The following is a 21,826-nucleotide window of genomic DNA, read 5'->3' as shown; positions in this document are numbered from 1 at the left end:
GCACGGGGCTCAGACCAGCTCGCGCAGCGCCGCCAGGCGCTCGCTTTCCTGGGCTTGCGCCTCGGCCAACCGATACAACTCGATATGACCGTCCCAGTGCTCGATGAGCGCGGTGCACGACTCGACCCAGTCGCCGCAGTTGAGGTATTGCACATCGCCCACCTGACGAATCTCGGCGTGATGGATATGCCCACAGACCACGCCTTGAAAGCCGCGTCGTGTGCATTCGTGGGCAATCGCATCCTCGAAATCGCTGATGAAGTTCACCGCACCCTTGACCTTGTGCTTGAGGTACGCCGACAGCGACCAGTAGCCATAGCCGTAACGGGCGCGCCAGTGGTTGAGCCAGCGGTTGAGCACCAGGGTGAATTCATAGGCGCGGTCGCCGAGAAAGGCCAGCCAGCGGTGGTAGCGGGTGATCACGTCGAATTGATCGCCATGCACCACCAGCAGGCGACGGCCGTCAGCCGTGAGGTGTTCGGCCTCGTCCACCAGTTGGATGTTGCCCAGGATCAGCCGTGAGTAACGGCGCAGGAATTCGTCGTGGTTGCCGGTGACGTAGATCACCTCGGTACCGCGTTTGCTCATGGTCAGCAAGCGGCGGATCACATTGGTGTGAGCCTGCGGCCAGTAGACGCCGCTGCGCAGCTTCCAGCCGTCGATGATGTCGCCGACCAGATAGATGCGATCGGCCTGATACCCCTTGAGGAACTGCGACAGGTGCTCGGCCTGGCAGTCACGAGTACCCAGGTGCACATCGGAGATCCACAGGGTTCGCACGCGTTGCTTGCGTGACGGGCGGAGCAGTTCGGCGTGTGTCATCGGGCGGCCTCCGGCGTTGTTTGCAGGAGACTGGCAGGTGCGGATGACAGGTTGGTGGCAGTCGTGTGACGAGTCACGCGCTGCCCACCGACACCCCCTCAGCGGTCGTTGTGGCCCAGGTCACGCTGCGGGTCGATGCAATCGCGCACCCGCTGCTTGAGCACCTTGGCTTCGGGGAAGCCGCCGTCGGCCTTGCGTTCCCAGAGCTGTCGCTCGTTGCAGGTGATGCGGAACACACCGCCGCTGCCCGGCTGCAGCGTGACCCGGCCCAGGTCGTCAGCGAAGGTGCTGAGCAATTCCTGCGCCAACCAGGCGGCGCGCAGCAGCCACTGACACTGGGTGCAATACTCGATGACGATTTCGGGCTTGGCATCGGCCATGGTCAAACGTCTCCTGCTGAAATGGGCCGCTTATACTAGCGGTCTTTGCCCACGGTTTTGAGACTCACGATGCGCCGTCTGCTGTTATGCCTGTTGCTGACCCTCACCCCGCTTGTCCTGCACGCGGCCGACGCGGCCCGGCCCAAGGTCGGCCTGGTACTGTCCGGCGGCGCCGCCCGAGGCCTGGCCCACATCGGCGTGCTCAAGGCCCTGGAAGAACAGGGCGTGCGCATCGACGCCATCGCTGGCACCAGCATGGGAGCGGTGGTCGGCGGGCTGTACGCCTCGGGCTACAGCATCGAGGAACTCGAACACCTGGCGCTGACCCTCGACTGGCAGCAGGCGCTGTCCGATGCGCCACCGCGCAAGGACGTGCCGTTCAGGCGCAAGCAGGACGACCGCGACTTCCTGGTCAAGCAGAAGCTCAGCTTTCGCGACGACGGCAGCCTGGGTCTGCCGCTGGGGGTGATCCAGGGCCAGAACCTGTCGCTGCTGCTGGAAAGCAAGCTGGCCCACACCGCCGACATCCGCGACTTCGACAAACTGCCCATTCCGTTCCGCGCCGTCGCCACCGACATCGCCAGTGGCGAAAAGGTGGTGTTCCGCCGTGGCCACCTGCCGCAGGTGGTGCGGGCCAGCATGTCGATTCCAGCGGTGTTCGCGCCGGTGGAGCTGGACGGCCGCCTGCTGGTCGACGGCGGCATGGTCGACAACATTCCGCTGGATGTCGTGCGGGAAATGGGCGTCGACCTGGCCATTGTGGTGGACATAGGCACCCCGCTGCGCTCGCGCAAGCAACTGGCCACTGTGGTGGACGTGCTCAATCAGTCGATCACCCTGATGACCCGGCGCAACTCCGAAGAACAGCTGGCCAGCCTGGGCCGCGAAGACATTCTTGTGCAACCACCGCTGAGCGCCTTCGGCGTCACCGATTTCGGCCGCGCCCAGGACATGATCGACGCGGGCTACCGTGCCACCCGCGCCCTCGACGCGCGCCTGGCCGGGCTGCGCCAGGCCGGTGACGCCGAACTGGCCGTGGCCCGCTCACCGCGCCAGCGCACGCCGGTGATCACGGCGATCAAGGTCGAGAACGACTCGAAGGTCAGCGACGAGGTGATCCGCTACTACATCCGCCAGCCCATCGGCGAGCCGTTGGCGCTGGATCGCCTGCAAACCGACATGGGCACCCTGTACGGGCTGGACTACTTCGACCGCGTGCAGTACCGCGTGGTACACAAGGGCGACGACAATACCCTGGTGATCAATGCCCGTGGCCGGCGTGGTGGCACCGACTACCTGCGTCTGGGCCTGAACCTCTCGGACGACATGCGCGGCGACAGCGCCTTCAACCTCGGTGCCAGCTACCGCGTCAATGGCATCAACCGGCTGGGCGCCGAATGGCTCACGCGCGCGCAGATCGGCGACCAGCAGGAGCTGTACAGCGAGTTCTACCAACCGCTGGACGTGGGCTCGCGCTACTTCGTCGCCCCCTATCTGTCCCTGGGTTCGCAGAACATCGAAGCCACCCTGGACAACGATCCGGTCGCCGAGTACCGCCTGGAACGCTACGGGTTCGGCCTCAACCTGGGCCGACAGATCGGCACCTACGGCGAAGTGCGACTCGGCGTCGGCAAGGCCTGGGGCGAGGCTGAGGTGCGTATTGGCGATCAAAGCCTGCCCAAAGTCAGCTTCAACGAGGGCTTCTACGAACTGAAGTACTCCTTCGACACCTTCGACAACGTCTACTTCCCCCACAGCGGCGAAGACATCGGCCTGAGCCTGCGCAAGTTCGACCGCTCGCTGGACTCGGACAGCGACTACCGCCAATGGCAGTTCCACCTGGACAAAGCCTTGAGTTACGGCGCCAATACCTGGGTGCTGGGTGGCCGCTACGGGCGCACCCTGGACGATACCGAGGTGGTGACTTCCAGCTTCGTGCTCGGTGGAGCCAGGCAACTGTCGGGGTTCCGCCAGGATTCGCTGTCAGGCCAGAACATCAGCCTGATGCGCATGGTGTATTACCGCCGGCTGACGCCTCGGGCCTATGTGCCGTTGGATCTGCCCTTGTACCTGGGCGGGTCGCTGGAGCGTGGCCGCGCGTGGAACAACGACAACGACTTCGACAGCGGCTACATCAACGCGGCCAGCGTGTTCCTGGGACTGGAGACGCCACTGGGGCCTTTGAACATCAGCTACGGGATCAACACCGAGCATCAGAAGGCGGTGTACTTGAATTTGGGCAGCAGCTTCTGAGTGTCGACGGGCCCGGCCAAAGAAATGGAAAAAGCGGATGGGGCCGCCATCCGCTTTTGCGTGTGCGCGCGGGTGCGCCGTTAAACCTCAAGGCTTCTCCAGGTTGCCGAGAATTTTCGCATGCACCCGCATGCACACGTCCAGGTCCGCCTCGTCAACGCCGGTGAACAGCTCCGCGCGCAAGGCGTTAGCGATGGTCTCGATCTGGTCGATCAGCGGCTTGGCCGGCGGACACAGCAGGATTTTCTTGGCGCGGCGGTCTTCCATGACGGCCTGGCGACGGACCAGCCCCTGGTTTTCCAGGCTGTCGAGCAGTCGCGCCAGGGTAGGACCTTCGACGCCGACGCTCTGCGCCAGCTCGCGCTGGGTGGGTGCTTCGCTGAACCGGGCCAGGTGCAGCAACACCAGCCACCGCGCCTGGGACAGATTGAGCCCGGCCAGACGACGGTCCAGTTCGGCACGCCAGCCTCGGGACATCTGTGCCAGTTGCATGCCGAAGCGGTGTTGATTGTCGGTGAGGGGCATAGGCAACTCTGTGGAGGGAAACTAATAGTTAGTCAGCTAATCATGCCCCACAGGATCAGGCAAGGCTCGGCCTGTGGGAATTCGCCGAAAATCGACGCAGAGCATGACGCCGGTCAGCTCAGAGCTCGAACTCGGCCGCCAGTGCTGCGCGTACGCAGTACAGCACGCCTTCCGGCACCCGCTGCGCGAACTGTGGCAACAAGGCCGACACCGGTGGCAGCTCGCCTTCGCCGTCGAGGAAGGCGTCCTGAATTTCCATCATCAGCTCCTCGGGCAGGTCCAGCGCCTGCTCCAGGCTCAGTTCCTGACGACCGATGGCCTCGGCCAGCAGGCTGTACACGTTCTTCTCGCTGCACGCCAGTTGCCCGGCGATCTGCGCCGGCGTCATCCCCGCACGGGCCAGACTGACCAACTCGTGGCGCAGGTCGAGCACCACCTTGGGCGCCTCCTCGGTGCCACCGGCGCCGTTGAGCACCTCGAGGAAGGCCTGGCCATAGCGCTCCAGCTTGCGTGCACCGACGCCGCTGACCTGGGCCATGTCGCTGAGGCTGGTGGGCTGGCTGCGCAACATCTCCAGCAAGGTGGAGTCGGGGAAGATGACGTACGGTGGCACGCTGTGCTCCTCGGCCAACTTGCGCCGCAGGGTGCGCAGCGCCTCCCACAGCTCGCGCTCCTCGGCACGCACCAATTGGCTGGCCGGGCTGCCGCCACCGCTCGAGGACTTGGCCACGGTTTGCGGCTTGAGGTCGCGGCGCAGTTGCAGGTTGACCTCGCCGCGCAGCAGCGGCCGGCACGTGTCGGAAAGCCGCAGGCCGCCGTAGCCTTCCAGATCGATGTCCACCAACCCGCGCGCCACCAACTGGCGGAACAGCGAGCGCCATTCGTGTTCGCCCAAGGCCTTGCCGACGCCGAACACCGAGAGCTTCTCGTGACCGAAACTGCGCACCTTCTCGTTGTCCTTGCCCAGCAACACATCGACCAGATGCCCGACACCATAGCGCTGTCCGGTGCGGAACACCGCCGACAGGGCCTGGCGCGCGGGCTCGGTGGCATCCCAGGTCTGCACCTGGTCGACGCAGTTGTCGCAATGGCCACAAGGCTGCTCCAGCACTTCGTCGAAGTACGCCAGCAGCGCCTGACGACGGCAGCGGGTTTCCTCGCACAGCGCCAGCATGGCATCGAGCTTGTGCTGCTCGACACGCTTGTGGCGCTCGTCGCCTTCGGAGTTCTGCAGCATCTGCTTGAGCATCACCATGTCCTGCAGCCCATAGGCCATCCAGGCATCGGAGGGCAGGCCGTCACGTCCGGCACGGCCGGTTTCCTGGTAATAGGCCTCGAGCGACTTGGGCAGGTCGAGGTGGGCGACGAAGCGCACGTTGGGCTTGTCGATGCCCATGCCGAAGGCGATGGTCGCGACCATGATCAGCCCCTCCTCGTTGAGGAACCGGTGCTGGTTGGCCGAACGGGTCTCGGCGGGCAGGCCCGCATGGTACGGCAGCGCCGGGAAGCCTTGCTCGCAGAGGAAGGCCGCCGTCTCGTCGACCTTCTTGCGCGACAGGCAATAGACGATACCCGCGTTACCCCGACGCTCGGCGAGGAAGGCCATCAATTGCTTGCGTGGCGATTCCTTGGGCACGATGCGGTAGAAGATGTTGGGCCGGTCGAAACTCGACAGGAACCGCTCGGCGCCCTGCAGGTGCAGGCGCTGGACGATTTCCTCGCGGGTCCGCATGTCGGCGGTGGCGGTCAGGGCGATACGCGGCACATGGGGGAACAACTCGGCGAGCTGACCCAGTTGCAGGTACTCGGGACGGAAGTCGTGCCCCCACTGCGACACGCAGTGCGCTTCATCGATCGCGAACAGGGCGATGTCCAGGTCGCGCAGGAAGTCCAGCATGCGCGGCTGCACCAGGCGCTCAGGCGCCAGGTAAAGCATCTTCACTTCGCCGCGGCGCAGGCGCGCGGCCAGGTCGCGCTGCTGCTCGGCACTCAAGGTGGAGTTCAGCGCCGCCGCCGCCACGCCGAGTTCGTCGAGGGTGGCGACCTGGTCGTCCATCAGCGCGATCAGCGGCGACACCACCACGGTCAGGCCGTTGCGCAACAGGCCGGGCACCTGGAAGCACAGCGATTTGCCGCCGCCGGTGGGCATCAGCACCAGCGCATCGCCACCGTTGGCCACGCATTCGATGATCGCCGCCTGGCGACCCCGGAAGCTGTCGTAGCCGAAGATGTCCTTGAGGACGCGCTGAGCCTGTTCGAGCATTTGCCACTCCACGATCGTCGTACCATCCCGCAGACAGGCTGGACGATAAATCCGCTGCGCACACGCCGGATGCGTAAGCGTTTTTTGCCGAATGACGCCAAGGCGCCACCTGGCTCGAAAACGGCGAAGTATACCCCACTGCCCTGCCCTGCGGCAGGCTGGGATGACAGACGTTCCCTTTGCCCCGCCATCGCTGCAAGGTGCTAGAATTCAGCATCGTTTATTCCCCAAGGTAGCCCCGTAATGTCCTTCGCCGAGCAACTGACCCGCCTGCAAGCCTTCCTCGACGCCGACGAGCTGCACGAAGAGGCGCTGGACTACGTCGCCGCACACGGCTACCTGACCGCGCTGTCGATCTGCTCGGAGGAGGTGCCCGAACGTGAATGGATCGACGCGCTGTTCGCCGAGGAACCGCATTACGCCAGCGAAGCCCAGCACGTCGAAATCGAGGCCACCCTGGTCGCCCTCAAAGGCCACATCGCCCGCCAACTGGCCAGCGACGAGGAATTCGACCTGCCCTGCGAGCTCGACCTGACCGACGAGCCGGACGATTCCGAACTGCGCGGCTGGTGCATCGGGTTCATGGAAGGCGTGTTCCTGCGCGAAGAAGCCTGGTTCGAGAATGCCGAAGAGGAAGTCAGCGAAATGCTGCTGCCGATCATGGTCGGCTCGGGCCTTTTCGACGAACAGCCGGAGTTCGCCGACATCGCCAGCAACGCCAACTTGCAGGACGACATGATCGTGCAGATTCCCGAGGCCCTCAGCGCCTTGTTCCTGCTGCTGCACGCCCCGGAAGAGAAGCCGGCACTGCTCAAGCCACGCCACCACTGATCGGCGGTGGTGCGCTATCTGCTGCTGGCCATTGGCTGGCTCAGTGTCGCGCTGGGGGTGATCGGCATCTTCCTGCCGGTCTTGCCGACCACCCCGTTCCTGCTGCTGGCAGCCGCCTGTTTCGCCCGCAGCTCCCCGCGCTTCCACGCGTGGTTGGTCGAGCATCCCCGGCTCGGCCCCTGGATCCGCGACTACCTCGATGGACAGGGCATTCCACTCAAGGGCAAGGTGTACGCCATCGGCCTGATGTGGGCCAGCATCGGCCTGTCGTGCTACCTGGTGCCCTTGTTCTGGGCACGGGCCTTCATGCTCACCAGCGCCGTGCTGGTCAGCCTCTACATCCTCAAGCAGAAGACCCTGCACCGGCCCTGAACAGACCGGCGCAGCCGCCTGGCAATCAGACCGTATCCACCTTCAACGAATGATCGTTGAGCATGCCGTTGATCAGCGCCGCCGTGTCGTAGCCGGCAGCGATCAAGCCGCCAGCGCCCGGGGTCACCCCGTAGTGCTGCGCCAGGTCGACACCCGCCAGGTCGATGGTCTGGGTCGGCGCCGCACCCGCCACGCTGCTCACTTCCAGGGTCGATACCACCCCGGCACCACTGCCGCTGATCTTGAAATGCAGGTAGTCGTCCAGTGACGCCGCCGTGGCGTTCTCGCCCTGCAGCAGTTGCGACAGATCGAGCGTGTCGCTGCCTGGGGTGAAGTCGGTGACGCGGTCGTGCCCGCTGTCGCCCTGCTGCCAGATGAAGGTGTCGTTGCCGCTGCCCCCCGTCAGGGTATCGTTGCCCGGCCCGCCGATCAGGGTATCGTTACCCGCGCCGCCGACCAGCAGATCGTCGCCCTTGCCGCCATTGAGCACATTGTCGCAGTCGTTGCCGAACAGCCGATCGTCATGGTCAGAACCGATCAGGTTCTCGATGCTGACCAGGGTATCGAGCCCCGCACCCACGGTATTCTGTTGCCCGACATGGGCCAGATCGACGGTCACGCCCGTGCCAGCGCTGGCATAGCTGGCGGTGTCATTGCCCGGGCCGCCGTCGAGCAGGTCGTCGCCTGGCCCGCCGATCAGCAGGTCGTTGCCCTCCCCACCGTACAACCGGTCGTTGCCCTCTCCCCCCACCAGCACATCGTGCCCGGCGCCACCGATCAAAGTGTCGTCGCCGTTACCCGCCAACAGCACATCGTCGCCCGCACTCCCCACCAAGGTGGTCCCCGGCTGATAGGTGATGTCCACAGCGCCAGTGGCGACGCCGCCATGGTTGTCGCTGAGGGTATAACTGTCGTCCCGGACTTCGTTCTCGGCCTGGCTGTAATCGATCACCAGGCTCAATTTGTAACTCTCGGCCGCCTTGCTGTTGCCTTGCGCATTCTCAGTGTTGATCACATGCAGGCTGTACACCCCGTCATGGCTGGCGGTGAAGCGGCCACCCTCGTCGATAGCCTGATAATTGCCCGTGGCGTCCTTCCACTGCATCTGCAGATTGCCGGCCGGACGGTCGTGATCCAAGGTCAGGCTCTCACCCTTGCGCAAGCTGACCGTCAGCGTGTCTTCGTCGTTGGCATTGCTGGTGCTGATGGCGCCCAGGTAGCCCGCGACCACCAGCGCGGCGGTCATGCTGCTCGACACCGCCGTGAAGTCGCTGCGCAGCAGTTCCTTGAATTGGTTCGCCGTGGTGTTGGCCGTACCGTCGAAGCGCAGGGTCTGCACCTGACCGGCGGCGGCGAAGCCGGCCCCCTTGTCGGCGAAGCCGGTGGTGAAGGTGGTCGGCGCGGCACTCAGGCGATCATGGTCAGCATCGCTGTCGTTGGCCAACAGGGCCTGCATCGGCACGTTGATGCTGGCCCCCGTGATGTTGGTGATGATGTGGTCGGCCCCGGCGACCGGCGCGCTGTTGCTGTTGAGCTGCACCACCAGGCTGGCGCTGCTGGTATCGCCGTCGTTGTCACTGACGGTGAAGCCGAAGCGCTCCACGTGGCGACTGCCATCGTCCTTGGGCGGTGCGTAGGTGAACTCGCCGGTGTCCATGTCCACCAGCAGCGTACCGCCGAGTGCGGTCTTGACTGCCAAGGTATTGCCCTGCGTGTCGAAGCTGGCCTTGTCCGGTCCGCCCGACACGCTGTAGCCACCCTGCCCGCCATTGGCTTTGGGGTCGAAGGTGTAGGTGGTGCCATCGACCAGCAATGCCTTGATGAAACCGCCGTCGGCCCCAAAGTGCCCGCCACTCATCAGGCTGCCGGTGATCGGCGCGCCCTGCACGGTGCCGGTGAGTACCGCGCTGAGCTGACTGAGGTCGGTGACCACCACCGAGCCGGTGTCGACATGGCTACTGCCGTCGTAGGCCAAGGGATCGAGATTGGCCTGATTGACCCCGGTGCCCATACCGATTGCGTAGGACTTGATGCCCTGGTCGTCAAGGAACCGCTCCCAAGCGGCCTCGCGCACCGACGTCATCGCGTGCCCATTGGTCGGTACGCCATCGGAGAAGAAATAGCTGACATTCTGCGCCCCGGCGATCTTGCCGCTGCTGAGGAAGGCTTCTTGGGCCTTGGTCACCGCCGAGTCGTAATAGGTGGAACCGTCGGCGGTCAGCCCTGCGACCACGCTCTTGGCCTCGGCGATCGACACCCAGACCGGCGTCTTGACCCAGGCGCCGGTAGCAAAGGTCACCACCTGCACCTTGATGTCGCCCATCTCGTCGTAGCGTTCGAGCAACGCGTTGATCGACTGCTTGGCCAGGTCCAGTCGGCTCAGCCCTTGAACACCGGAGGCGAAGTTCATGCTGCCGGACACGTCGATCACCAGCAGGATGTTGGAGTCCAACTGGCCCGGCGTGATGCTGCGCTCGGCGCACACGGCTTTGGGTACGTCATCGACGATGGAAATGGCGATGGTGCTGGTCACGCTGTTGCCCAGCGAATCGGTGGCTTTGTAGGTGAATTGCTCGATGACCCGGTTGGCACCGTCATCGGCACCACTCGGCGTCTTCGGCGCTGAGGTAAGGGTGTAGGTGTAGGTGCCGTCCGCATTGACCTGAATCTGGCCGAACTGACCGACCGTACTACCGACCAGGCTATAGGTCACGACACCCACGCCACCGCCGACCGAGCCCGCCAGGTTGCCAGTGGCCGTTTCGCCGGTGGACTGCGGATCGCTGCCGATGACCGTACCCGCGGCCAGATCGTGGCCGTCCTTGACCAGATCCAGCGCCTTTTCGTACACCGTCACATCGCTGTTCTCACAGGCCAGCAAGCGGCTGTCCTGCACGTTGATGGTCAGAGTCGTGCTGCTTTCATCGCCATCGGCATCACGGATGGTGTAGACGAACACGTCGGTGGCACCGGCCTTGGATACGCTGTTCGGGTTGGCGTGATAGGTGGCGTTGCCTTGGGCGTCGAGGGTCAGGTAACCGTACTGGCCAGCCACCTGCACACCGAGCTGGCCAATTGCCGATGTCGAGGTATCCGACCCGACGCGCACGCCCACGACATACTGGCCGTCGGTCCGCACGTCGGCGCCGACGATGTCATTGTCCAGCACATTGCCGCTGACCGCGCCGCCTTCGGTCACGCTGGCGACGTCGCAGTGCGCCTTCGGCACGTCATCGACGATGCTGATGACCACGGTGCCCGTGGTCGAATTGCCCAGCGAATCCTTCACCTGATAGGTGAACGACTCGGTCAGCGTATTCGCCCCGTCATTGAGGTTATCCGGCGACTTCGGCGCCGAAGTGAGCGTGTAGGTGTAGGAACCGTCGGCGTTGAGCTGGATCTGGCCGTATTGGCCGACCGCGTTGCCCACCAGCGCGAAAGTCATTGCACCGATGCCGCCGCTGACCAACCCGGCCAGTGAGCCAGAGGCGGTTTCCACGGTGGAATGCGGATCGCTGCCGATGACCGTGCCCGACGCCAGGTCATTGCCGTCCTTGACCAGATCGAGGGCCTTTTCGTACACCGTCACGCCACCACCTGGCGCAACCACCAGCGAGCAGTCGTGGATATCGATGGTGATGGTGGTGGTGCTTTCGTCGCCGTCGGCATCGCGGATGGTGTAGACGAACACGTCGGTGGCACCGGCCGGCGTCACGCCGTCCGGCCTGGCGTGATAGGTGGCGTTGCCCTGGGCATCGAGGGTCAGGTAACCGTACTGGCCGACCACCTGCACGCCGAGCTGGCCAATGGCCGAGGTGGAAGTGTCGGCGCCCGCGCGCACGCCCACGACATACTGGCCGTCGGCCCGTACATCGGCACCGATCACATCGTTGACCAGCACATTGCCGCTGACGCTGCCGCCCTCGTAGACGTTGACAAAATCGCTGTCCGCCTTCGGCACGTCATCGACGATGCTGATGACCACGGTGCCCGTGGTCGAGTTACCCAGCGAATCCTTCACCTGATAGGTGAACGACTCGGTCAGCGTATTCGCCCCGTCATTGAGGTTATCCGGCGACTTCGGCGCCGAAGTGAGCGTGTAGGTGTAGGAACCATCGGCGTTGAGCTGGATCTGGCCGTACTGGCCGACCGCGTTGCCCACCAGCGCGAAGGTCAAGGCTCCTACGCCGCCACTCACGGTTCCGGCCAACGTTCCGGACGCGGTTTCCGCGTTCGACTGCGGGTCGCTGCCCACCACGGTGCCCGGGGCGAGGTCGTTGCCGTCCTTGATCAGATCGAGCGCCTTCTCGTACACCGTCACCCCATCGTTGGGACCGACGATCAGTGCACAGTCGCGGACATCGATGGTCAGGGTGGTAGTGCTCTCGTCGCCGTCTCCGTCGCGCAGGGTGTAGACGAAGACATCGACCGCACCGGAGGGCGGTGCGACATTGGGATTGGCGTGGTAGACCGCATTACCGGCGCCATCGAGGGTCAGGGTGCCATACAGGCCCACCACGGCAGTTCCCAGGTTGCCGCTGGCCGAGGTCGAGGTGTCGGCGCCCGCGCGCACGCCCACCACATACTGGCCGTCGGCCCGAACATCGGCGCCGATCACATCGTTGACCAACACGTTGGCGCTGACGTTGCCGCCCTCGTAGACCGTAGCGACGTCGCTAGACGCCTGAGGCACGTCGTCGACAATGTTGACGTCCAGGCTGGCCGTGGCGCGGCTGCCGTCCGTGTCCTGGGCAATCACACTGAAATGCTCGCTCAGGCTGTTCGCCCCCTGGCCGGCAGGGTGGCCTTCGTTACCGCGCAAGGTGTAGCTGTAGCTCACCACGCCGGTGGCCGGATCGTAGCCGAGCAGGGTCAAGGTGTTGCCCAGGGCCGTGACGATCGACTGCGGCAAGCCCGCGACCACGCCACCACTGACCACGGCGATGCCACCGACGCTCAGGCTCTGCAGGCCGTCTGCCGCGCTGACGGTGAAGCTGCCCTGCTGGGTCAACGCCGCCGGATCGGGGGAGGTGCCCGTGCTCAGGTTCTTCTCGTAGACCGTCAGCTCACCGCCGTCCACGTCCAGGCCACGGAGGATCACCGGATCGTCCAGATTGGTGACGTTCAGGGTCAGGGTCGCGCTGCTGGTATCGCCGTCGGCGTCGCGCAGGGTGTAGGTGAAGGTCTCGGTGCCGCGCCCGCCTCCGTGGAGGTTCTTGAAGTCCGCAGCGTCGGGGTCGAGGGTGTAGGTGTAGGAACCGTCGGCCGCCAATTGCAGGGTGCCATAGGTGCCGGCATAGGTGCCGGCGACCACCGGGCCGCTGGCGATGCGGTCGGCGCCCTGGATGTCGTTGTCCAGCACGTTGCCGGTCAACTGCACTGACTGTTCGTTGGCGCTGAGCGGATTGCTGTCGTTGACCGCCGTGGGCACGTCGTCGCGGATGATCACATCCAGCGAGCCGCTGGCGGTATCGCCGTCGGTGTCGCTGGCCAGCACCGAGAAGTGCTCGCCCAGCAGGTTGGCGCCGTCGCCTGCGGGGTGCTGCTCGGCGCCAGTGAGGGTGTAGCTGTAGCTGACCAGGCCGTTGGCCGCGTCATAGCCGGTAATGGTCAGTTGGTTGCCAAGGCCGCTGGTGATCGACTGGCCGACACCGGTCACCACGCCGGCGGTGACCACGTTGATGCCGCCGACGCTGAGGTTGAACAGCCCGTCGAGCGCGTCCACGGTGAAACTGCCGGTTTGCGTCAGGGCCTGGGGATTGGGCGCCGAGCCTTGTGGCAGATTGGCTTCGTTCAGGCTCAGCTCTGCAGGATTCAGGTCGAGACCGCCCAGGGTGACGGGGTGGTCTGGGGGCGTAACCGGCGGCGTGACAGGCGGATTCACCGGAGGCGTCACCGGCGGTGTAACAGGTGGGGTGACCGGTGGAGTCACAGGCGGCGTGACAGGTGGCGGATTGGTCGCGGGGCCCGCGCCTGGGGGGTTACCGCTCGGGTCGAGTCCGCCGAGGTCACGATTGGCCAACTCGGGCGTGCCATTGAAACCGGCGGTGGGGAAACCGACCGTAGGGTCGACTCGCCCGGCGACCTCGGTCAGCAGCACGAAGCTGTGCCCACCGCCCAACGCACCCGGTGCGCCATTGGCACCGGGACCGGCGGCAGGCGCCTCGCCTTCCTGGGTCGGGTCACCGCCCGCGGCGATGGCCTGCTGCAAGCGCTCGACGTCGCTGAACTGGGCCTGGGTGGGCGTCGGATCGGGCGCCTGGACGTGGGGCGCATGATGGGCCAGCAGGTCCGGCGTGAGCGTCAGGCTGCTGCCTCGCCCGAGGGTCAGCTCGGCACCGTTGGCTAAACGAACTGCCACGGCACCACCCAGGCCCGTGTCCAGTTGCTCCCCAGCGAACAGCCGATCGCCCTCCACCAGCAAGCGCCGGGCCCCATCACTGGCGACCGCGAACACCTGACCGATCACCTTGCTCACCACCCCGATTGAACCCGCCATGAACATACGCCTCCGATGCTGGTGCTCGTTACAGGCGATTCCGGAAACCGCGCGACGCGATCAGGTTCAACCACTTCACCTGTCAGATCCGTGAGAAATCCCGCTCACTTTGGACCTAATACGCAGGGACTAATACCAAGTAGCCATCAATTAATCGCCAATATTTTGTCGCCAAAATACGCCTAAATTTTGCTTTCCGGCGCCCGCACTGCAAACAAACGTGGAACTTTCAGTAAAGCCCGGAAATCAGGTACTTCAGCCAATTAACCGAGCGACTGTGTAGAACAATGTCTCGGTTTTCTTAGAGCTCATAAGTTTTTTTTCGCATAGCACTTATGAAGAAATCTTCTTAACTTTGCCACGAAATGTTCTTAGCTCTGTTGTTACAAACCTGAAACGGTTTTAACATGCATTTCCGTCATTTTTTTGGCGAGTGCAGCACCTTATTCGATCAGGGAGAAGTACCCGATGCGCGTTCCAACCCCCATCACCAGTGCCATCTTGTTGGCCATGGTCTGTGCCAACGCACAGGCGATGTCGATCACCGAGGCCGTCCAGAGTGCCGTGGACTACCACCCTCAGATCAGTTCCAACCGCAACAGCAAGCTCTCGGCCGATGAGGATGTGAAGTTCGCGCGCGGCGGCTACTTCCCCACCGTCGACCTGGTCGCCGGCTACGGGCGCCAGCGCTCGGACAACCAGAACACCCGTGGCGTGAACCCTGATGGCACGCGCAACCACGACAAGGCGACCCTGAACTACACACAGTCCGAACTGCGCCTGCGGCAGATGATCTTCGACGGTTTCAACACCTCCAACGAAGTCGGTCGCACGCAATCGGTAGCCACCTCGCGCGCCTACTACACCCAGGCCGTGGCCCAGGACGTGGCGCTGCGCGCCATCGAGGTGTACCTGGAGGTGCTCAAGCGCCGCGAACTGGTGACCCTGGCTCGTAACAACCTGCAAGCGCACCTGCGCGTGAACGATCAGATCGGCCTGCGCAGCGAACGCGGCGTAGGCAGCACCGCCGACCTCGACCAGTCCCGCGCCCGACGCGCGCTGGCGGAAAACAACCTGGACACCGCCGAAGTGGACCTGGCCGACGCCGAGGCCAACTTCTACAGCGTCGTCGGCCGTCAGCCGGAAGAGCTGGAAGCACCGAGCAGCATCAAGATCCAGATGCCCAACACCCTGGACGAAGCCCGCCAGGGCATGCGCGAGAACAACCCGTACCTGAAATCGGCACAAGCCGACGTGAATGCCGCCGAGAAGCAGTACGAAGTGGCCAAGTCGCCCTTCTACCCGCGCCTGGATGCGGTGCTGGCCACCGGCGCCAACAACAACACCGGCGGTGAGCGCGGTCACAGCAACAACGACTGGCAAGCCGGCGTCGAGCTCAGCTACAACCTGTTCCGTGGCGGCAGCGACAAGGCGCGCCTGGAGTCCGATTCGTACAAGATCAACCAGGCCATGGACATCCGCAACAACGCCCTGCGCGAGCTCACCGAGAACCTGAGCCTGGCGTGGAACGCCATGAACAATGCGCGCAAGCAGACCCCGAGCGCCCGCGAATACGCCGAGACCACCACGCGGGTGCGCGCGGCGTACCAGGACCAGTTCGGTCTGGGCCAACGCACCCTGCTCGACGTGCTCGACAGCGAAAACGAGCTGTACAACGCCAACCGCCGCTACACCGAAGTGCGCTACACCGAGGAATACTCGATGTACCGCGTGCTGGCGACCATGGGCGAGCTGCTGACCAAGCAGCGCATCACCCTGCCGCCGGAAGCCATCGCCACCACCGAAGTCCGTACTCAGGCGCAATTGCCCGAAATGCGTTGAGTCCTGCGACGCGGTCGGGGCTCAGCCCTGGCCGTGATTGCGCTTGAAGGTCTCGGCGCCCATGGCTTTGATCTGCCCTTCGATCAGCGCCTCGAACGGTCGCAGCAGCGCATCGAACCGGACCGGCGCCTCCAGGACGTCGAGCGCCTGCACCACCGCCTCGATCGTCGACAGCGCCCCCGGCTGCGGCGCCTTGCGCAGGCGATAACGCGAAGGCGGCACTTGGCCCAGGGTCAGGCGTGGCAGCGCGTCGAGCAGTGGGTTGAGGTACAGCAGCTTGCGCGCCTTGCGCCAGGTACCGTCGGGCACGATCAGCAGCAGCGGCAACGCGTCGTGCTCGGCGTAGGGCTGCACGATCTCTGCCTGCTCGCCGGGAAACAGCAGCGCCGGACGATAGCCTGGCGTGGCCAGCAACGCGGGCAGTTCGTCGAACACCTCGCCGCTCAGCAACTCGGCATTGCGCAGGCCCAAGGCGGCCAGTCGCGCGGTGTTCAGCGCATGGGGGGTCTCGCTGGCGTGCTGCAGCAGGACCACGCGGGTACGGCTGGGCAGCGATGGGATCAGCGCGCAGAGGCAGTGGGCAAGCGGACGCTGGCAGCGTGTGCAGCGGGGTCTGGACATGGGCTCTCCTCAAGGCGCGCAGTGTGCCACACCGGCCTGCGGTGTGGCTGCTGATCGCCGCGATGACGCCCTCTTCGCGCTTACCGGCTGAAGCGCTCCGCCAAGCTGTGCAGGTACTCGGCCATGCGCTCCAGGTCCTGGCTGATCTCGGCGCCCTGCTTGGCCTGCCCGGCGCTCTCGTCGCACAACTGGGCGATGCGCACGATCTGCTGGTTGATGTCCTCGGCCACATGGCTCTGCTGCTCGGAGGCCGTCGCCATCTGCTGGCTCATGCCGGTGATGCGGCTGACGGCCTGGACGATGCCGGTCAGCGCCGTCTGCACCGCCTCGACGCTGTGCATGCTGTCGCGGGAAATCTGCTCGCCGCGCCCGGCGCTGGTCACCGCACGCTCGGCGCCAGCACGCAGCGTATCGATGATCTGGTGAATTTCCTCGGTGGAGGTGCGGGTGCGCTGCGCCAGCGAACGCACCTCATCGGCCACCACCGCGAAACCGCGTCCCTGCTCGCCCGCACGCGCGGCTTCGATGGCGGCGTTGAGCGCCAGCAGGTTGGTCTGTTCGGCGATGGCGGTGATCACGTCCACCACGCTGCCGATGCTCAGGGTCTGCTCGGCCAGGGCGTCGACCGCCTGGCTGATGTCGCCGACCGCCTCGCTCATGCTGCCCATGGCGCGCAGGCTCTGGCGCGCCAGTTCGCTACCCTGCTGCGCCAACTGGTCAGCATCGCCGGCAGCATGGGCGGTGCTCTGCACATTCTGGGTGACCTCCTGGATGGTCGCGGCCATCTCGGCGATGGCGGTGGCCGACTGGTCGGTTTCGCTGCGCTGACGGTCGAGCATCCGCGCCTGGGCGTCGGACAGCTCAGCCGACTGCGCAGCCCGCGACTTGACCCCGACGCCCGCGTCCACCAGGCGAGTCAGGGCCGTCTGTAGCCGTGCCTCTTCGCTGATGATGGCCAGGTCGAGCTGCCCGCGCAGACCCGGGTTGTCGCTGTAGGTCAGCGCCACCAGCGGGCTGGTGAAGGCCTTGGGGTGATCGGCGAGGGTGCGGCGGATGGCCCGGTTCTGGCGGTGCTCGATCAGCCAGCCGGCGCCGAGCAGGCTGGCCAGCAGCACGCCGAGGGCGCCCGGCAGCGGCAGCCACAGCATGCCCGCGGCGGCGATCGCTGCCGCGACCAGCAGGGGTCCACCGGTGCCGAGCCATTGGGTCAGGCGCGCCACCTTCGGCACCGCTGAACGTCCGGCATTGAGCCGCGCATAGAGCGCCTCGGCGCGGCGAATCTGTTCGCGGCTGGGCACCGAGCGCACCGACTCGTAGCCGCTGAGCCGACCGTTCTCGTAGACCGCCGTGACATAGGCGCTGACCCAGTAGTAGTCACCGTTCTTGGCCCGGTTCTTCACCACCCCCATCCAGGCTTTGCCTTGCTTGATGGTGTCCCACATGTGACCGAATACCGCCGGTGGCATGTCGGGATGGCGCACCAGATTGTGCGGCTGGCCCACCAGTTCCTCGTAGGTGAAACCGCTGATGGCCACGAAGGCCTCGTTGCAATAGGTGATCCGACTGTCCAGGTCGGTGGTGGAGATCAGCCGCTGCTCACTGGGGAAAGTTCTTTCTTGCTCGGTCACGGGCAAATTCGTGCGCATCGCGGGCGGTCCTTGCTGGTTCGGGTGTAGGAATTGAACAAAACGTTTACAGGTTTAGCAGAGCGCGTCAGTGCCGGATAACGCCATTCGACGAACAGCCACCGACGCGACGACGCGGTGATAGGAAAAGGCCGATCAGGCCCAGGGTGGCGCCGGTCATCAACCGACGTTCAACTGCGACTTGAGCAAGTCACGAAAAGTCTGGATCAGCGGTTCGCGACTGCGGCCCCGGCGAATGATCAGGGAAAACGGCGCCTGGTAGCCGAAGGTCGCGGGCGACAGCACACGCAGGTCGCCTTTGTCGGCCCAGGCCTGGGCGTAATGCTCGGGCAGGTAGCCGATGTAGGCGCCGGAGAGGATCAGGATCAACTGCGCCTCCATGCTCTCCACCGTGGCCGCGCTGTGCTTGAAGCCATGCCGGGCCAGTTCCGCCTGGCTCCAGTAGCCGCGCCCGACCATGCGCTGCTGGGTGATGACCTGGGCGGGGATGCGCCGCTCGGCGTACAGCGGATGACGGTTGCTGCAGTACAGCCAGTGCTGCTCGCGGTACAGCGGTTGGTACAGCAACCCGCTCATGCGCGAAGAAAAGGCGCCGATGGCCAGGTCCAGGCGGTTGTCCTGCACCCCCAGTTGCAGCTCGTAGGGGCTGGACACCGACAGGTGCAGGTGCACGGCCGGGTGCTCCTGGCTATAGGCACCGATCGCCTCGGCCAGCGGCAGGGCGCGGTCGCCCACGGTGGAGTCGATCACGCCGAGGTTGAGGGTGCCGCGCAGTTCGCCCTTGAGCGCGGCGGCGTACTGCTCGAAACCGTCCAGCTCGCCAAGCAGGCGCAAGGTCTCCTGGTGGAACAGCTCGCCCTTGCTGGTCAGGCTGAAACCGCCACGGCCGCGGTGGCACAGCACCAGGCCGAGGCTGCTTTCCAACTGGCTCATGTAGGTGCTGATGGCCGACGTGGACAGGTTGAGGTCGCGCTGGGCATTGGCGAAGCCCTGGTGACGCACCACGCTGGCAAAGATGCGCAGCAGCTTCAGGTCGGGCAGCGTTGAGGCCATGACACACCGGTCCACTCGGAAAATTCCGACAGAGTCTACAGCGCCTGGAGAGTGATAGTTTAGAAATTTCTGAAGTAAGTATTTGTCGGTAGCGATTCTTCCACGCCACTACCTCTCGCACACTCGGCCGAAATGTCCCTGGTCGCCGGCCCGTGCCTGGCTCGAGCGCGCCGCGACACAGGTTCGAACAAACACAACAATCGACCGACTGATGAGGCCCACCGTGGACAAGATTCTCCACCAACCACTGGGCGGCAACGAAATGCCGCGTTTCGGCGGCATCGCCACCATGCTGCGTCTTCCCCACCTGCAGAGCGCCGAAGGCCTGGACGCGGCCTTCATCGGCGTGCCGCTGGACATCGGCACCTCGCTGCGCGCCGGCACCCGCTTCGGCCCTCGGCAGATCCGCGCCGAATCGGTGATGATCCGCCCCTACAACATGGCCACCGGCGCCGCCCCGTTCGACTCGCTGTCGGTGGCCGACATCGGCGACGTGGCGATCAACACCTTCAACCTGCTCGACGCCGTGCGCATCATCGAAGAAGCCTACGACCAGATCCTCGAACACAACATCATCCCGCTGACCCTGGGCGGCGATCACACCATCACCCTGCCGATCCTGCGCGCCCTGCACAAGAAACACGGCAAGATCGGCCTGGTGCACATCGACGCCCACGCTGACGTCAACGATCATATGTTCGGCGAGAAGATCGCCCACGGCACCACCTTCCGCCGCGCCGTCGAAGAAGGCCTGCTGGACTGCGAGCGCGTGGTGCAGATCGGCCTGCGCGCCCAGGGCTATACCGCCGACGACTTCAACTGGAGCCGCCGCCAGGGCTTTCGCGTGGTGCAGGCCGAGGAGTGCTGGCACCAATCCCTGGCACCGCTCATGGCCGAAGTGCGCGAGAAGGTCGGCGGTGGCCCGGTGTACCTGTCGTTCGACATCGACGGCATCGATCCGGCCTGGGCGCCCGGCACCGGCACCCCGGAGATCGGTGGCCTGACCACCATCCAGGCCATGGAGATCATCCGTGGCTGCCAGGGCCTGGATTTGATCGGCTGCGACCTGGTGGAGGTCTCGCCGCCCTACGACACCACTGGCAACACCTCGCTGCTGGGAGCGAACCTGCTGTTCGAAATGCTCTGCGTGCTGCCGGGCGTGGTGCATCGCTAGGCCCGAATCCATGCGACACCCGGGCAGGAGCCGTGGGACAGGGCCATAGAGGCCCGCCAACACTCGATGAGGAGCACCGGGCGCGGTCAGCGTGCCCGGATCGATCTCGCATAATAAAGATAATCGGAGACCCCCATGGCCTTGGACATCATCGTTGTACTGATCTACGCCGTCGGCATGCTGGGATTGGGCTGGTACGGCATGCGGCGGGCGAAAACCCACGAAGACTACCTGGTGGCCGGACGCAACCTGGGGCCCACGCTGTACATGGGCACCATGGCCACCACCGTGCTGGGCGGCGCCTCGACCGTCGGCACCGTGCGCCTGGGCTACGTGCATGGCATTTCCGGCTTCTGGCTGTGCGCAGCCCTGGGCCTGGGCATCGTCGCCCTCAACCTGTTCCTGGCCAAACCGCTGCTGCGCCTGCGCATCTTCACCGTGACCCAGGTGCTGGAGCGCCGCTACAACCCCATGGCGCGCCAGGCCAGCGCAGTGATCATGCTGGTCTATGCATTGATGATCGCGGTGGTCTCGACGCTGGCCATGGGTACCGTGCTGCAGGTGCTGCTCGATGTGCCGTTCTGGATGGCGCTGCTGTTCGGCGGTGGCGTGGTGGTGGTGTACTCGACCATCGGCGGCATGTGGTCGCTGACCCTCACCGACATCGTCCAGTTCGTCATCAAGACCGTAGGCCTGATGTTCATCCTGCTGCCGGTGTGCGTGTTCAAGGTCGGCGGCTGGGACAGCCTGGTGGCCAAGCTGCCAGCGGCGAGTTTCCAGCTCACCACCATCGGCTGGGACACCATCGTCACCTACTTCCTGATCTACTTCTTCGGCATCCTCATCGGCCAGGACATCTGGCAGCGAGTGTTCACCGCACGTGACGCCAAGGTGTGCCAGCGCGCCGGCACCGCCGCGGGTGTGTACTGCGTGATCTACGGCCTGGCCTGCGCGCTGATCGGGATGGCCGCCCATGTGTTGCTGCCGGACCTGGCCAACCCCAACAACGCCTTCGCCGAGATGATCAAGACCACCCTGCCCGACGGCATCCGTGGCCTGCTGATGGCCGCGGCCCTGGCGGCGATGATGTCCACCGCCAGCGCCTGCCTGCTGGCCGCCTCGACCACCCTCACCGAGGACCTGCTGCCACGGCTGCGCGGCGGCAAGCAGTCGAGCCTGAACGTCAACCGGCTGTTCACCCTGCTGACCGGCCTGGCGATGCTGGCCATCGCCCTGGTGGTGGACGATGTGATCGCCGCACTGACCCTGGCCTACAACCTGCTGGTCGGCGGCATGCTGATCCCGCTGATCGGGGCGATCTTCTGGAAACGCGCGACAACCGCCGGCGCCATCGCCAGCATGTCGCTGGGCTTCGCTACGGCACTGTTGTTCATGGTCAAGGATGGCCTGGAAGCCAACTCGCCGATCTACTACAGCCTGGCGGTCGGTCTGGTGAGCTTCATCGTGGTCAGCCTGCTGTCGCGCAAGCCGATGGCAGCGGTCAACCTGGCCTGATCCACGACTGGAGTTTTCGCCCGCAACGCA

14 protein-coding genes are annotated in these 21,826 nt (G+C 65.0%); 6 read left to right on the top strand and 8 right to left on the bottom strand.

From position 1 onward, the window contains the following. Nucleotides 1-9: 9 nt before the first annotated feature. The gene (locus Q7C30_RS13740) at nucleotides 10-822 is read right to left on the bottom strand and encodes a UDP-2,3-diacylglucosamine diphosphatase (protein WP_039576249.1); all 813 of its coding nucleotides are present in this window, start codon (nucleotides 820-822) and stop codon (nucleotides 10-12) included. Between the two features lie 98 nt (nucleotides 823-920). Then, on the bottom strand, nucleotides 921-1,202 hold the full coding sequence (locus tag Q7C30_RS13735) for a SelT/SelW/SelH family protein (RefSeq protein WP_029612945.1): 282 nt from the start codon (nucleotides 1,200-1,202) through the stop codon (nucleotides 921-923). 69 nt (nucleotides 1,203-1,271) lie between these two features. On the opposite strand from Q7C30_RS13735, the gene Q7C30_RS13730 reads away from it, so the two are divergent. Continuing rightward, nucleotides 1,272-3,455, top strand: a complete 2,184-nt coding sequence (locus Q7C30_RS13730; RefSeq protein ID WP_317871811.1) for a patatin-like phospholipase family protein — start codon at nucleotides 1,272-1,274, stop codon at nucleotides 3,453-3,455. An 87-nt stretch (nucleotides 3,456-3,542) separates the two neighbouring features. Here the strand turns inward: Q7C30_RS13730 and Q7C30_RS13725 are convergent, their stop codons facing one another. Both Q7C30_RS13725 and recQ read right to left on the bottom strand, forming a co-directional pair. After that, nucleotides 3,543-3,980, bottom strand: a complete 438-nt coding sequence (locus tag Q7C30_RS13725) for a MarR family transcriptional regulator (RefSeq protein WP_029612943.1) — start codon at nucleotides 3,978-3,980, stop codon at nucleotides 3,543-3,545. A 118-nt stretch (nucleotides 3,981-4,098) separates the two neighbouring features. Continuing rightward, the gene (recQ, locus tag Q7C30_RS13720) at nucleotides 4,099-6,243 is read right to left on the bottom strand and encodes a DNA helicase RecQ (RefSeq protein WP_295483392.1); all 2,145 of its coding nucleotides are present in this window, start codon (nucleotides 6,241-6,243) and stop codon (nucleotides 4,099-4,101) included. Nucleotides 6,244-6,486: 243 nt separating this feature from the next. On the opposite strand from recQ, the gene Q7C30_RS13715 reads away from it, so the two are divergent. Next, nucleotides 6,487-7,074, top strand: a complete 588-nt coding sequence (locus Q7C30_RS13715; protein WP_029612941.1) for a YecA family protein — start codon at nucleotides 6,487-6,489, stop codon at nucleotides 7,072-7,074. A gap of 9 nt (nucleotides 7,075-7,083) precedes the next feature. Beyond that, the gene (locus tag Q7C30_RS13710) at nucleotides 7,084-7,446 is read left to right on the top strand and encodes a YbaN family protein (protein WP_029612940.1); all 363 of its coding nucleotides are present in this window, start codon (nucleotides 7,084-7,086) and stop codon (nucleotides 7,444-7,446) included. A gap of 25 nt (nucleotides 7,447-7,471) precedes the next feature. Here the strand turns inward: Q7C30_RS13710 and Q7C30_RS13705 are convergent, their stop codons facing one another. After that, on the bottom strand, nucleotides 7,472-13,945 hold the full coding sequence (locus Q7C30_RS13705; RefSeq protein WP_317871810.1) for a retention module-containing protein: 6,474 nt from the start codon (nucleotides 13,943-13,945) through the stop codon (nucleotides 7,472-7,474). Between the two features lie 468 nt (nucleotides 13,946-14,413). On the opposite strand from Q7C30_RS13705, the gene Q7C30_RS13700 reads away from it, so the two are divergent. Beyond that, on the top strand, nucleotides 14,414-15,787 hold the full coding sequence (locus Q7C30_RS13700; protein ID WP_317871809.1) for a TolC family outer membrane protein: 1,374 nt from the start codon (nucleotides 14,414-14,416) through the stop codon (nucleotides 15,785-15,787). 21 nt (nucleotides 15,788-15,808) lie between these two features. Here the strand turns inward: Q7C30_RS13700 and Q7C30_RS13695 are convergent, their stop codons facing one another. The 3 genes from Q7C30_RS13695 to Q7C30_RS13685 form a co-directional block, all read right to left on the bottom strand. Next, on the bottom strand, nucleotides 15,809-16,408 hold the full coding sequence (locus Q7C30_RS13695; RefSeq protein WP_317871808.1) for a DTW domain-containing protein: 600 nt from the start codon (nucleotides 16,406-16,408) through the stop codon (nucleotides 15,809-15,811). A gap of 80 nt (nucleotides 16,409-16,488) precedes the next feature. Beyond that, the gene (locus Q7C30_RS13690) at nucleotides 16,489-18,054 is read right to left on the bottom strand and encodes a PAS domain-containing methyl-accepting chemotaxis protein (RefSeq protein ID WP_317871807.1); all 1,566 of its coding nucleotides are present in this window, start codon (nucleotides 18,052-18,054) and stop codon (nucleotides 16,489-16,491) included. A gap of 159 nt (nucleotides 18,055-18,213) precedes the next feature. Then, nucleotides 18,214-19,107 (bottom strand): LysR family transcriptional regulator, encoded by an 894-nt coding sequence (locus Q7C30_RS13685; RefSeq protein WP_029615208.1) that lies wholly within the window; start codon nucleotides 19,105-19,107, stop codon nucleotides 18,214-18,216. Nucleotides 19,108-19,330: 223 nt separating this feature from the next. Between Q7C30_RS13685 and speB the strand changes: the two genes are divergently transcribed. Both speB and Q7C30_RS13675 read left to right on the top strand, forming a co-directional pair. After that, nucleotides 19,331-20,281, top strand: a complete 951-nt coding sequence (speB, locus tag Q7C30_RS13680; protein ID WP_029615209.1) for an agmatinase — start codon at nucleotides 19,331-19,333, stop codon at nucleotides 20,279-20,281. 135 nt (nucleotides 20,282-20,416) lie between these two features. Continuing rightward, complete coding sequence (locus Q7C30_RS13675) at nucleotides 20,417-21,796, top strand: sodium:solute symporter (protein WP_039576230.1); 1,380 nt, start codon at nucleotides 20,417-20,419, stop codon at nucleotides 21,794-21,796. Nucleotides 21,797-21,826 lie beyond the last annotated feature (30 nt).

Source organism: Pseudomonas sp. RAC1, from assembly GCF_030658255.1.
Lineage (GTDB): Bacteria > Pseudomonadota > Gammaproteobacteria > Pseudomonadales > Pseudomonadaceae > Aquipseudomonas > Aquipseudomonas boreofloridensis.
Note: the sequence above shows the minus strand (reverse complement) of the source record. Positions and strands in the feature narration are given on the sequence as shown.